This is a genomic window from Mesorhizobium sp. M0040, assembly GCF_040323505.1.
In the GTDB taxonomy this organism is placed as follows: domain Bacteria; phylum Pseudomonadota; class Alphaproteobacteria; order Rhizobiales; family Rhizobiaceae; genus Mesorhizobium.
In genome coordinates, this window is the sequence record NZ_JAMYVA010000003.1 from 37,346 (window position 1) to 50,511 (window position 13,166).

The window sequence follows — 13,166 nt, forward strand, 5'->3', positions numbered from 1 at the left end:
GTCTCGTTTCCGGTTCGGGGAACAAGGGTCATTTCGACGAGACGTTTCGACGCCGCGCCAATGACGAACCGGTCGGATATCGAGGGGGAATATTGTTTTGAGATCAGCAGGATCGCGCCTCGCGAAGGGAGAAAGCCGCGCCATTGTGGCGGCGCTTTTCTCGGTGCTCCTGGCGTCCTGCACCTCGGCCGGCGACCCGACCATGTCGGTCGGCATGCCAGGCTACAATACCTCGGCTACCGAAATCAGCACGGTCGCCGGTGCGCCCCAGGCCAGCACGGCCGCATCATCGTCGCAGATGACAACCGCACAAATGACGATGAATGCCGACGGTGACGCCAACCTTCCCGAGCAGGTGGCCTATGTGCCAGTGGCCAAGCCAGGGGCCAAGCCCGATGCCGGCTTCCCGATCGCCGTTCCCACGGCAGCCGGGACGATCGCGGGACACACGCCGCAGCCGCTGCAACCAAACGCCCAGACGGCCGATCAGGCCGTGGCACAGAACAGTGCTGATGCATCGAAGCCCGACGCCAAGGCCGCAGCGCCGGCGATGAAAAACCCGGTCTATGTGACCGCCGGCGAGATGCCGCAGCCACAGGCCTACGCACCGAAGAAAAATTTCCTGGCCTCGCTGTTCAGCGCCACCCCCGCTTCGGCAGCATCGCCGGCCAACAGCAGATCGGGCGGGCAGCCAACGGTCGTGCAGGCCAAGGCGACGCCTGCGGCAAAACCCACCGTTACCCTGGCCTCGGCCAATCCGGCTGAAAAGCCGGTGCAGCTGGTGTCGACGGGCGATACCAGCCACTTCACGGCCGATGCGCTGCCCGGCGTGCGCCAGACGGCGCTGTTCGAGATCAAGCGCAAATCCGGCCTCGACGATGAGAGTGACGTCGATCTCAACGAAGACGAAGGTTCGGGTGGCGCCTACCAGGTCGCCTCCGCCGCTGGCCTCGCACGGCTGGCACCCAACGGCCTTCTGAAACAGAACGAAAGCGTCGATGTCGCCTGCTTGAAGCCGTCGCTGGTTCGCGTGCTGAAGACGATCGAAGGCCATTACGGCCGCAAGATGACGGTCACCTCCGGCTATCGCGACCCAGCCCGCAACCGCCGCGCCAACGGCGCCAAGAATTCGCTGCACATGTACTGCGCCGCCGCCGACATCCAGGTTCCTGGCGTCTCGAAATGGGAACTGGCGAGCTACATCCGCACCATGCCGGGCCGCGGTGGCGTCGGCACCTACTGCCACACCGAATCCGTTCATGTCGATGTCGGCCCCGAGCGCGACTGGAACTGGCGTTGCCGCAGGCGCGGCTAGGGCGAGCTTCTTCCAGCACTGCGAAGCTCCCCTTCGGCGGCGTTGCATCATGCCGCAAAACCAGCTTGGCTGTTGGAAAGACGCGCTTTGGAGCCAAAGGAAAAAAGTTGTCGCAGCCGGCGGCAGACGGGTTGCCGGTTTGTCGCGACGCAACTATAAGCGCTCACATCTGAGCGCGCCCATCGTCTAGCGGTCAGGACACCGCCCTTTCACGGCGGTAACAGGGGTTCGATTCCCCTTGGGCGTACCAGCATTTCAACTTGGCATATGTCTATCGCCAGCGTGATGCTGCGCAAGCTTTGCTGGACCCGCCACTCTGATAGGGATGTCGGCAAGAAGAGGCGAAGACGACTGAGGACTACGTCGAAGGCTCCCTACGCCCTCAGCCCCCTCGCCTCGCCGCCGCGCTTGCGCGGCACCATCATGTCCCTGGCCAGGAGGCCGCTCACCCGGCAAAAGGCCATGAAGGCCCGCCATGCGTCTTCGGTCTCGACGATGTCCACAGTGGCGCCAAAACAGGCATTGAACGCGGCCTGGTAGGTTGGTCCGTTCCGGCGAACCGGCCACGTTTGCAGGAAATCGAGCGCCTGCTCGACGCTGTAGATTTCCTCGACCGGCTGGCCGGGCACAGGCGCGATCCGCACCGGCACCTCGAATTGCAGTCTGTCCATTCGATCTCTCCCGAACCGACCCCCGCAGCAACGCCGTTCGTCGCAAAAAATTGCCGTGGCGGCTTAATGCTTGGGCCGCTTCTCGCCTAGAAATGTGTCGTCACTACGGTGGTCAATGAACCCGGCGAAGCATGGGCCGCTAGAGGCAAGGAGAATGCCCCCAGGCGTGAATATCGCCAGTCTTCGGCCGTCGCCGGCAGTTCGTCCTTGAACCTTGCGCTTTCCAGTGCCAAATCTGGGAAGGTTTCTCTCGCGGAGGCTCATCCAGCCCCGCATCCCTGCAAGACGGATAAAAATGGTCACCTATCTCGACGCCGCCACGGCACCGCTCAGAAACACCGGCCAGATCCGTCTTTACGACGAGGAAGGTTTTGTCGGCATGCGCAAGGCTTGCGATCTCACCGCGCGCTGCCTCGACGAACTGGTACCGATTGTGGCGCCCGGCGTCACCACCGAAGCGATTGATCGCTTCGTCTTCGAGTTCGGGATGGACCATGGCGCGCTTCCGGCGACGCTCAACTACCGTGGCTACACGAAATCATCCTGCACCTCGATCAACCACGTCGTCTGTCACGGCATACCCGACAGCAAGCCGTTGAAGGATGGCGACATCGTCAATATCGACGTCACCTATATCCTCGACGGCTGGCATGGCGACTCCTCGCGCATGTATCCGGTGGGCACGATCAAGCGTGCCGCGGAGCGGCTGCTCGAAGTCACGTATGAGTGCCTGATGCGCGGCATCGCAGCAATCAAGCCGGGCGCCCGAACCGGCGCCATCGGCGCCGCCATCCAGACCTATGCCGAAGCCGAGCGTTGCTCGGTGGTGCGCGATTTCTGCGGCCACGGGGTTGGCCGGCTGTTTCACGACGCGCCGAATATCCTGCATTACGGCAGCGCCAGCGAAGGCGTCGAGATGCGGCCGGGCATGATCTTCACCGTCGAGCCGATGATCAATCTCGGCCGGCCGCATGTGAAAGTGCTGTCGGACGGCTGGACCGCGGTGACGCGCGACCGTTCGCTGTCGGCGCAGTACGAGCACACGATCGGCGTCACCGAGACCGGCTGCGAGATCTTCACGCTGTCGCCAAAAAACCTCGACCGCCCCGGCCTGCGGGCCTAGTGTCTGGCAGATCGGGCGTTACCTTGCCCGGCAAATGCTGGGTGGGGCAGCCATGAACGGTGACGACGACGAGCGGGCCTTCTTTCCCGAAAGGCCAGTGCGATCGCCCGCGAAGGCGGTGGCCGCCGACAAGCCGCATTATCTCGGCCATCGCGACCGCCTGCGCGAGCGCTTCGCCGCCGGTACCAACACCCTCCCCGACTACGAACTGCTCGAGCTTTTATTGTTTCGGCTGATCCCGCGCGCCGACACCAAGCCGGTCGCCAAGGCATTGCTGGCACGCTTCGGTACATTGGCCGAGGTCCTGGGTGCGCCCGTCGAGCGCCTGCAGGAGGTCAAGGGCATCGGCCCGGCGGTGGCGCTCGACCTCAAGGTGGTTGCGGCAACGGCGCAGCGCATGGCGCGCGGCGAGATCGCCGGCCGCGAGTTGTTGTCGACCTGGACGCAGGTTCTCGAATACTGCCGGTCGGTGATGGCCTTCGAGGAGCGCGAGCAGTTCCGCATCCTGTTCCTCGACAAGAAAAACGCGCTGATCGCCGACGAAGTCCAGCAGGTCGGCACAGTCGACCACACACCGGTCTATCCGCGCGAGGTGGTCAGGCGCGCCTTGGAGCTCTCCGCCACGGCGATCATTCTGGCGCATAACCATCCGTCGGGAGACCCGACGCCGTCGCGCGCCGACATCGAGATGACCAAGCTGATCATAGAGACGGCCAAACCGCTTGGCATTGCCGTTCACGACCACATCATCATCGGCAGGAAAGGCCACTCCAGCATGAAGGGCCTGCTGCTGATCTGAGGTTTGGCGTTGTTTTCAGCTTTGTCCGCTGTGCGCCTCTGTACCGCAACGTCAAGGCGGTCGGCTCGATAAATTCTGGCGCCGAGGCTCAGCTGGCCGTGCGCAGGCGTCGCGATCGGACAAAGGTCTTAAGTCCCTCGGAATCGAATGCGTGGCCGAAGGCATAACCCTGCAATATGTCGCAGCCCAGGCCCTCGAGTAGCCGTGCATGCTGCATCGTCTCGACGCCTTCCGCCACGACCTCGATACCCAGCGACTTGCCGATTTCAATGATCGACGAGACAACCTGCCTTCTCTGCGGAGATTTGACGATTGGGGTGACCAGCTGCCGATCTATCTTCAGCCGGCGCGGCTGCAACTTCAGCAAACTGACCATCGAAGCGTAGCCGGTACCAAAATCGTCTATTTCGACGTCAATCCCCAGCTCTTTTATCTGCTCGATATTCCAGGTGACAAGGTCGTCGTTCTCGTCCAGGAAAATCGACTCAACAAGCTCGAACGAAACTGTTCCTTTCTTGATATTTTGTTCTCGCAGGCTCTTGATGAGCTCCTCGTCTTGAAGGCGCCTGGCCGAGACATTGACCGACACCCGCGGAATGTGAAGTTTGGCCGCGGACCACTCTTCGAAATCCGAAAGCGATTGCTTCAATATGGCTTGGTCGATGATCGAGACGACGTTCAGTTCTTCTGCAATCCTCAGGAAGATGTCGGGCGCCAAAATACCCTTTATTGGATGTTTCCACCTCGCCAGCGCCTCAACCCCAACGATTTCGAGCGTCTTTGCGTCAAATTGGGGCTGGTAGAAGGGGATGAACTCGTTGCGCTCGAGGCCGCCGAGAATTTCGTCGGCAATCCGCTTAGTATCGACGATTTCGCTTTGCATCGCGTCGGTGAAGAATTCGTATCGATTGCGGCCCCGCCCCTTTGCTCGGTAAAGCGCGATATCGGCGTTCACCAGCAGGTGTTTGGCTTCGACATCTTTTGCGTTATCGACAGCGATTCCCACGCTGACACCAAAACGGCATCGATGACCCTGATAGTAGACGGGTTCGCGCATCTGGCTGATGATGCGGTCGGCGAGCAGCGCCAGTTGCTTGGTATCGTCGCGCACCACGCACAGAACGATGAATTCGTCTCCCCCGATACGGGCGACGAATCCCTCGTCGCCGACCTTCGACCTGAGCACGGTTGACGCGTGAACCAACATCGCGTCACCGGCGGCGTGGCCCAGCGTATCGTTGATGTGCTTGAACCGATCCAGATCTATGTGAAGCAGTGCCGCGTGCCCGCCTGAGCGCCTGGCGTTTGCCGCGTAATGTTCCAGTACCTGGTCGAGGTAACGCCGGTTGGGCAAGCCGGTCAGCGAATCATGAAGCGCGATGTGCTCTATGCGCGCTTTGGCCGACTCGAGTTCTGCATTTTTCGACTCGGACAGCTGTTTTGCACGAACCAGATCCTTGTTCAGCAGGACGTCGGCAGTCACATCCCATTCCGCGCCGATCATTTTTGGGGTGTCGTTTGCGACCCGGTAAAGGATCGCCTTGGACCGGACATGACGGATCTCGCCATCCTGACGCACAATCCGGTACTCCGACAAATATGGTCGTCCGCTGGCCACCGCCCTGTCGAAGTCCGCGTTAGCGCCAGCCAAATCATCTGGGTGGATTGCTCCCGCCCAGTCTGGGTAGCCCCGGTGCTCGCCGGTTGGTTTGCCATATATTTCGTTGACGCGATCATCCCACGTAAGCTCGTTGGTCGCGAGATCGTGTTCCCAAACCCCAATAGCCGAAGCTTCCAGAGCGAGTTCCAAGCGTCGTGACAATCGACGCAATTCCGCATAATTGCGCTGTCTTTCGCCAATCAGGCGGCCTGTGACCAGGAAAGGGAACACAACCAAGGCTCCGGCCGTCGCCATGATCGCGCGCAACAACCATGCGTTGCTTGGCGTCGAAGGCCAGCCATTTTTGGGAATGGCCGCGAGCTGCCACGAGCCGGAAGGAAGCAAAACGTCAGCCGTCACCGGATCGCTTTTGCTGATCTCCTCATTGCCGTAGAATTGACCACCTCGGTGACCGAGGGCGTCCCTGCCGATCAGCGCTACGTCGATCCCGAGATCGTCGTCAAGCAAGCCGCTCGCTCTGTAAAGGCGCTGCACGTCGACAACGGCGGAAATGATACCCCAGAACCTTTCCGTATTGCCAGCGCTCGGCACGAAGACCGGAAAGCGGCCGATGAAGCCTTGTCCTCCCTGTTTCAGGTCGACGGGACCGGCAAGCACCAGCTTGCGTTCGTCTCGCGCCCTTAGCGCAGCCGCACGCTGCCGCTCGTTCTTGCGGTAGTCCAGACCCATCGCCTGCTCGTTACCCTCCATCGGATACATAAGGGAAACGACCAGATCGGGCGCGCCGGCAATATCGTTCAATTGCGAGTCGGCGCCAAATAGATTGCTCGCGAGCGAGGCGAAGCGTTGCTGTCCCATATAGGGCTCGGTCACGACCGCGGCGACCAGTCCACGCACGAGCTGGAGGTTTCCATTGATATTGCCTTCGAGCTTGGCGCGGATGAGATTGACCTTGGTCAGCACGTCCGCACGGACGGCCTGGTCCGAGACGATTTTGTTCTGGTGCTCCGCGAATGCTGCGCTGACAAGGATGACGACAAACGCGATCGCCGCCGGAATATTTGCCGACGAAAAGACGGCCTCCTTGATGCCGTTGAACCTAGCGCGGAAAAAAGCCAATAGGCGATTCCTCAAGTGCCGTTTTCAGGTTCTCGGTGTCGACCCGATGAGGAACATTAGCTTTCAATGTTTAATTTGACCTTCATACTCCTGAGAAATTTCATTTTCCGACGGCTGACGCCGGCTGCGATACCGACAGCGATGCTGAAGGCGGGCTGCACGATGCGGACCAACATGAAACGCCAGCTAGATCAGCCTTGTTCGGAAGATCGAGGCGCACGAGCGCCATTGCACATTTCGACGCTCCGACCCGAGTACGTCAGAGCATTGACCTTGGACTAGTGGCCCTCGATCGCCTTGGGAGACACAAGGTATGGTATCTTGCCGACGCTGCGCTTCGTCGCGCCAATGGAATAGGCCATCGGTATCTTGGGAGAGTTCTCGGGTAGGCCGTACATATCCTTGCCGGCCCGCACGGCAAATGAAAAGTGCTGCCACGAAACCGTGTCATGCTCATTGAGAAAATCGAGCGTCAGACCAGCTGAAATCAGCGCATTCACCACGTCACTGATCGGGTGGATCCATTCATAATAGCGAGGATGCTTCAAGATGCGATCATCGCCGGTGTAGGTCAGTTCCTCGTTCCAGGCGAGCGGCCGAGCTATCGGCGTTCGCCAGTCGTGCTTCAATTCCAGGACCGCGGCCTTTCGATCGCACTGAAACATCAATGGATGGCCCTCGGCCATGTAGAGGCGGCCGCCGGGTCGCAGAAGATCGGTAACCACCCGCGCCCAACGGAACACGTCGTCCAGCCAGTTTACCGAACCCCAAGTAACGTAAGCGATATCAAAGGTCCGGCCGAGCGCTTCCACCGCCTCGAACAGTGGCGCTTCCACGAAGCGCACGTCGGTGCCTGCCTTCGCAGCAAAATCCCGCGCCGCCACGATCGCCGTCGGTGAAAAGTCGAGCCCGGTCACGCTGCCTGCGCCGAGATTCTTCAGGCTGATCGTGTCAAGACCGATGTGACACTGCAGGTGGACGATATCCTTGCCGGCGATATCGCCGAGCTCGCGTGTTTCCAGCTCATAGAGATTGGATCCGCCGGCCAGCACATTCTCGATGTGGTAGCTGCCCGTTGTGTCGGTCGAGTGCAGTTCGGCCCGATCATCCCAATTAAGGCGGTTCGCGCCCAGAAACCGTTCCAAATTCCCCCCACCCCTGACTGACGCATGGTAAACAAGTCGTTAAAGCACCTTTGCAGCGAAAGTAGCGCGCGTCAATCCGGACCGGGCGGCAGTGCGCCGCCGCTCGCGAAAGCATCAGCCCCGGGAAGGCTTGCTGCTGATCGAAGGCTTCTGGCGCGATCGCCGCGCCCGGCGACAAGACCCCGCAGGCGCTCCCGGACTCCGCCGTCGTGGTCTGTATGTGGATTAGTCGGTTCCTCAGCCCGGCACAGCCACCATCGCGATATTTCTGGAGAGCTCGTTTGTGGGGGCAACTGCGTCTGCCGTGCCGCTCGTGAGTGCTCGGTAGAGTGCCACATAATCGCTGCACATGCGCTCGACCGTGAACCGCTTCTCGAACGTCTGCCGCACTCGTGCGCGATCGAGGCTGTCTATGCGCCGGAGCGCGCCCACGGCTTCCTCCACCGTATCCACGATCCATCCGGACACACCGTCATCGATGATCTCCGGGACGGCGCCACGCCGGAACGCAACCACCGGCGTACCGCAGGCCATTGCTTCGATCGTTACGAGCCCGAAGGGTTCCGGCCAGTCGATCGGAAACAAAAGCGCTATCGCATTGCCCAGAAAATCCGCCTTTTGCCGCTCATCGATCTCGCCAATGAACTCCACGTTCGAATGCCGCAGCACTTGCGGCTCGACCCTTTCCTTCCAGAACGACTGGTCCACCTTGTCGATTTTGGCGGCGATCTTCAGGGGAAACCCGGCCCGCGCTGCTATTTCTATAGCCGTTTCCGGCCCCTTTTCCGGCGAGATGCGACCGAGAAACGCAAGATAGCCAGAGGTGTTCGGGTGGAATGGTAGAAGATCGCGGGGCAGGCCGTGATGCACGGTTCCAACCCAATTGACGGGCGGCATGGGCCGACGCTGGTCGAAGGAGATCGAGACCAGGGGAACGTCGTCGAACATCGCATAAAGCTGCGCCAGATCGGGCAGGTCGAGCCTGCCGTGAAGCGTGGTAACCGTTCGTCTGGCAAAATCCCGAATTATGGGGAAGTGCAGAACATCGACGTGGAAATGCAAAACGTCGAATTCATCGGCTCGCCGGCGCACCCGTTCAAGCATCATAACATGGTGCGGACCACCGTCCTGGACCCTGGGGTTCAGGCGCAGCGCGACGTCGCAACATCGCACCAGCTCGGCTGAGGTACGAGAATCGGCGCTGGCGAACAGCGTCACCTCATGGCCCTGTCGGACAAGTTCTTCGGTCAGATACGAAACAATTCGCTCGGTTCCACCGTAGGTTCGGGGCGGCACGGATTCGGTTAGCGGTGCGATCTGGGCTATTTTCATTTAGAAATCTTTTCGGCGGCGACCGCCGTCTTTCAAACAAGCTTCGGCGGCAACCAAGACAAGCGAGAGCTTCCAGTTGCGAAGTATTCTATGCAGAGCGTATTTATAGTTGTGCCGTCCGCGCTCCTCCCGTGCAATCAGGTTGCCCTTATTCAACTCCTCTGGATCCAAGAACTGCGATCCATGAGAAATGTTTCACCGGCTCGATAAAAAGACAGAATGAGCTACGCGCCGCCGCCCCGCCGCCCCCTGACAGGCAGGTTTGGATTTGTTCGATCACCATCAATTGATCCAGGCCTGCCGGTGCCCAATGGAACATAAAGCCCGGAATTCAGTTAGATAGCCGGATTTGACTGGAGTTCGCCACATGCGCAACTCCGGCCGGGCAAGGGCACTGCCGTGACACGGAGTGAGCGGCTTCGGGCGTATCGCGCCGAACTCAGGCACCACCTTGCCGAACTCGGGAGCCATAAACGCTCCTTATGGAGGATGCCATGAACCAGTGGACAAACGCCAGGCTCTGTGACGTAGCCAACCTGATCCTTGGGGCAATTCTGTTCTTCTCTCCCTGGATCTTCACATTTGCGGCAGGCCCGCAGACGCAGAACGCCCTCGGCAGCGGAATCTTGATCGTCGTGCTTTCGGTTGCCGCCCTCGCAGCATTTGCCGTGTGGGAAGAGTGGGTGAACCTGGTCGTCGGACTGTGGGTTCTCGCATCGCCCTGGGTGCTTGGATTCCAGGCGACCACGGCGATGACCGTGCATGTCGTGATCGGCATTCTGGTCGCCGTGCTGGCGGCGATCGAGCTCTGGATGATGTATCAGAACCCGCCGACCCAGTCCGCCGCCTAACAGGCGCAGCCAGCCAGCGCCCCTTTTTTGGGCCTGACGGATCTATCGGTCGTCTGCCGGTCTCTCGGCAACAGCCGCCGGAGGCCGGGCAGGCGGTTGTTTGGACGAGAATAGGAAGGGTGGCGCATTATGGTCGGTGACAATCCGCGTTCGACGGCCAGGATTGCGGGACATCCTATTCATCCGATGCTCGTGCCATTTCCGATCGCCTGCTTCGCCGGCACCCTGCTGACGGATCTAGCCTATTGGCGAACAGCGGAGATGATGTGGGCTGACTTCTCCGCTTGGCTGGTTACCATCGGCGTGATCATGGGCTGCCTAGCAGCGATCGCGGGGCTGATCGATTTCCTGGCCAATCCGCTGATAAGGGCACAGCCCCCCGCCTGGCCGCACGTGCTCGGCAATCTTCTGGCGCTGGCGTTATCCATCATCAACATGCTCGTGCACACCCGCGATGCATGGACCTCCATCGTTCCTACCGGCTTGATCCTCTCGGCGGTTGTCGTGCTCATCCTCATCTTCACTGGTTGGCTGGGCTGGTCCATGGTGTACCGGCATCACGTCGGAGTGGCGGATTGATGCGCATAGCAAGCTCCATCGGTCAGACCAGGCGCATCGCGGTGTCCGTCCTCGTTCGCACTGCGGCGATCACTCTTGCAGCGTGCAGCGGCAACGACCCGGATCCCAGCAGTCAGATAGGGCCGAATCCAAACCTGCCGGAGCCGATCCAATATTTCTTCCCGCCCATGCATCTCGCTTCCGTGGTCGGATGGAAGAACGACGAAAAGCCGACCGTCGCGCAGGGGCTGCAGATCCAGGCTTATGCCCACGGCTTGCAGCATCCGCGGTCGCTTTACGTGCTGCCCAATGGCGACGTCCTGGTGGTCGAGTCCAAGGCGCCGGGTGGCGAACCGATCAAACGGCCCAAGGATTTGGTGATGGGCTGGATCGAATCCTGGGTCACCTCGGGCGGCGACAGCGGCCCAAGCAACCGCATTACGCTGCTGCGCGACACCGATGGCGATGGCAAGCCGGAGCTGACCAGCGTATTCCTCGACCACCTGAGCTCCCCCTTTGGCGTGGCGTTGGTGGGAAGCGATCTCTACGTCGCCAATACCGACTCCATCGTCGGCTATCCCTACAACACCGGTGACACAAAGATCACCGCGCCCGGGACGCCGCTAACCGCCCTGCCCGGCGGCCCGATCGACCACCATTGGACGAAGAGCCTGGTGGCAAGCCCCGACGGCTCGCTGCTCTATGTCGGCATCGGCTCGAACAGCAACGTCGCCGAAAACGGCATCGAGGCGGAGAAGAACCGCGCCGCCATCTGGCAGGTAGACAGGGCCACCGGCCGGTCGCGCATTTTCGCCAGCGGTTTGCGCAATCCAAACGGCCTGAGCTGGGAGCCGCAGACCGGGGCGCTCTGGGCAGTGATCAATGAGCGCGACGAGCTCGGCCCCAATCTCGTGCCGGATTATCTGACCTCGGTAAAGGATGGCGGCTTCTACGGATGGCCATACAGCTATTACGGCCAGCATCTCGATCCCCGCGTCATGCCCCAACGTCCGGACCTGGTCGCAAAAGCGGTCGTTCCGGATTATGCACTGAGTTCCCACGTCGCCCCTCTGGGACTGGCCTTCTATACGGCAACCAGCTTTCCCGAGGCATATCGCGGCGGCGCCTTCGTTGGCGAGCATGGCAGCTGGAACCGCACGCGCTTCAATGGCTACAAGGTAGTGTTCGTACCATTCAGCGGCGGCCGTCCGAGCGGCGTCGCTACCGACGTGGTGACTGACTTCCTGGACAAGGACAACAAGGCGCGCGGCCGGCCTGTCGGCCTGGCTGTCGACAAAACCGGGGCCCTGCTCATCGCCGACGACGTCGGCAACACAGTTTGGCGGGTGACATCTGCCGGCCAATAAAGTGGCTCCACTCCCTTCGTCGAGCGTCGAGCAGGTGAACGGACACTGGTCGAAGCAATCGTGCTGACGTTCTTCGTCATGCTGCTGTTCCTGCAGAACCTGCGCGCGACGATCCCCGACGATCGCCGTTCCGGTGACTCTGCCGGGCACATTCGGCGTGCCCGCCCTTGCCGGTTACTCGACGCTGACGATGTTTGCCACCCGCTGCCGCTGATCACCGCCGAACCGAAGGACCGCCAGCGCCGAAATGGTATTTTTGCCCTTCCCACAGCCGGCTCTAGAATTTTCATCGCAAATCAAGTTATGATGCACTTGGTATTTCCCGGGACGGCTTGCGCCGCTTGGAATACCGGGAGGAACCGGGACATGGCGGTTGCGCTTGTACTCGTTCTGATAGTCGTGGGCTCGGTGTTGTTCCACTTCCTGAGCCCATGGTGGTGGACGCCGATTGCCTCGAACTGGGACTATATCGACAACACCATCATCATAACTTTCTGGATCACCGGTGTCGTCTTCGCCGCCGTGGTTCTTTTCATGGCCTATTGCGTCTTCCGCTTCCGTCATCGGGAAGGCAATCAGGCGGCATATGAACCTGAGAACAGGCGGCTCGAATCCTGGCTGACGGTCGTCACCGCGGTTGGCGTCACCGCTTTGCTCGTTCCAGGCCTGTTCGTCTGGAGCCGGTTCGTTAACGTTCCAAGCGACGCAACCGAGGTCGAAGTCGTCGGCCAGCAGTGGCAATGGAGTTTCCGCCTCCCCGGCAAGGACGGCAAGCTCGGCACATCCGACACTCGCGACGTCAACGCTGAAAATCCACTCGGCGTCATCGCCACCGATGCCAACGGCCAGGACGATGTCGTAGTGGAAGCGGCCGACCTGCACCTCCCGATAGGCAAACCGGTCAAGATGCTGCTCCGCTCGGTCGATGTGCTGCACGATTTCTACGTGCCGGAATTCCGCGCCAAGATGGACATGATCCCGGGCTCGGTCACCTATTTCTGGTTCACTCCGACCAAGACCGGAACCTTCCAGGTCCTGTGTGCCGAACTCTGCGGCCAGGGACATCCGATGATGCATGGCGTGGTCATGGTCGATACTCAGGAAGACTATCTGGCGTGGCTTGGCCAGCAGCAGACTTTTGCGCAGCTGTCCGCCCCCCAGCAGATGGGCTCGGCAGAGTAGGAAACCGGAACGACGGCGCGCCGTCGGGATTGAAATTAGTGTGGCAAGCCCGAACTGTCGGGCTGGCCGAAAAGGGCACGGAG

The 13,166-nt window shown here is 60.7% G+C and carries 11 protein-coding genes, 1 tRNA gene and 1 pseudogene; 9 read left to right on the forward strand and 4 right to left on the reverse strand.

All coding sequences use genetic code 11. The annotated features are described in order from the left end of the window. Positions 1-91 precede the first annotated feature (91 nt). Together NKJ91_RS03460 and NKJ91_RS03465 are read left to right on the forward strand one after the other, a co-directional pair. Positions 92-1,315 carry a YcbK family protein gene (locus tag NKJ91_RS03460; protein ID WP_352454657.1) on the forward strand — a complete coding sequence of 408 codons (1,224 nt, stop codon included), beginning with the start codon at positions 92-94 and terminating at the stop codon, positions 1,313-1,315. 175 nt (positions 1,316-1,490) lie between these two features. Continuing rightward, positions 1,491-1,565, forward strand: a tRNA-Glu gene (locus tag NKJ91_RS03465). 124 nt (positions 1,566-1,689) lie between these two features. Here the strand turns inward: NKJ91_RS03465 and NKJ91_RS03470 are convergent. Further along, positions 1,690-1,986 carry a DUF982 domain-containing protein gene (locus tag NKJ91_RS03470; RefSeq protein ID WP_352454461.1) on the reverse strand — a complete coding sequence of 99 codons (297 nt, stop codon included), beginning with the start codon at positions 1,984-1,986 and terminating at the stop codon, positions 1,690-1,692. Positions 1,987-2,281: 295 nt separating this feature from the next. On the opposite strand from NKJ91_RS03470, the gene map reads away from it, so the two are divergent. Next, positions 2,282-3,109, forward strand: a complete 828-nt coding sequence (gene map, locus NKJ91_RS03475) for a type I methionyl aminopeptidase (RefSeq protein WP_352454462.1) — start codon at positions 2,282-2,284, stop codon at positions 3,107-3,109. A 52-nt stretch (positions 3,110-3,161) separates the two neighbouring features. Further along, a complete protein-coding gene (gene radC, locus NKJ91_RS03480; RefSeq protein WP_023678891.1) occupies positions 3,162-3,908 on the forward strand; it encodes a RadC family protein in 747 nt (248 codons plus the stop codon). Positions 3,909-3,996: 88 nt separating this feature from the next. Here radC and NKJ91_RS03485 read toward each other — a convergent pair whose 3' ends face one another. The 3 genes from NKJ91_RS03485 to NKJ91_RS03495 all read right to left on the reverse strand — a co-directional run bounded on the left by NKJ91_RS03485 (position 3,997) and on the right by NKJ91_RS03495 (position 9,125). Further along, complete coding sequence (locus NKJ91_RS03485; RefSeq protein ID WP_352454658.1) at positions 3,997-6,576, reverse strand: bifunctional diguanylate cyclase/phosphodiesterase; 2,580 nt, start codon at positions 6,574-6,576, stop codon at positions 3,997-3,999. A 350-nt stretch (positions 6,577-6,926) separates the two neighbouring features. Further along, a complete protein-coding gene (locus tag NKJ91_RS03490) occupies positions 6,927-7,793 on the reverse strand; it encodes a class I SAM-dependent methyltransferase (RefSeq protein WP_352454463.1) in 867 nt (288 codons plus the stop codon). Positions 7,794-8,030: 237 nt separating this feature from the next. Next, on the reverse strand, positions 8,031-9,125 hold the full coding sequence (locus tag NKJ91_RS03495; RefSeq protein ID WP_352454464.1) for a glycosyltransferase family 4 protein: 1,095 nt from the start codon (positions 9,123-9,125) through the stop codon (positions 8,031-8,033). Between the two features lie 494 nt (positions 9,126-9,619). Between NKJ91_RS03495 and NKJ91_RS03500 the strand changes: the two genes are divergently transcribed. From NKJ91_RS03500 to coxB, 5 genes and pseudogenes are all read left to right on the forward strand, one after another. Continuing rightward, positions 9,620-9,976: an SPW repeat protein gene (locus tag NKJ91_RS03500; protein ID WP_352451366.1), complete on the forward strand. Its 357-nt coding sequence runs from the start codon at positions 9,620-9,622 to the stop codon at positions 9,974-9,976. Positions 9,977-10,105: 129 nt separating this feature from the next. Continuing rightward, positions 10,106-10,555 carry a DUF2231 domain-containing protein gene (locus NKJ91_RS03505; protein ID WP_352454465.1) on the forward strand — a complete coding sequence of 150 codons (450 nt, stop codon included), beginning with the start codon at positions 10,106-10,108 and terminating at the stop codon, positions 10,553-10,555. Next, positions 10,555-11,901: a PQQ-dependent sugar dehydrogenase gene (locus NKJ91_RS03510; RefSeq protein WP_352454466.1), complete on the forward strand. Its 1,347-nt coding sequence runs from the start codon at positions 10,555-10,557 to the stop codon at positions 11,899-11,901. Before NKJ91_RS03505 ends, NKJ91_RS03510 begins: the two co-directional genes overlap by 1 nt. Positions 11,902-11,907: 6 nt before the next feature. Next, positions 11,908-12,100, forward strand: a pseudogene (locus tag NKJ91_RS03515) (efflux RND transporter permease subunit); the annotation flags it as partial. A 167-nt stretch (positions 12,101-12,267) separates the two neighbouring features. Next, positions 12,268-13,083: a cytochrome c oxidase subunit II gene (coxB, locus tag NKJ91_RS03520; protein ID WP_352454467.1), complete on the forward strand. Its 816-nt coding sequence runs from the start codon at positions 12,268-12,270 to the stop codon at positions 13,081-13,083. Positions 13,084-13,166: the final 83 nt, after the last annotated feature.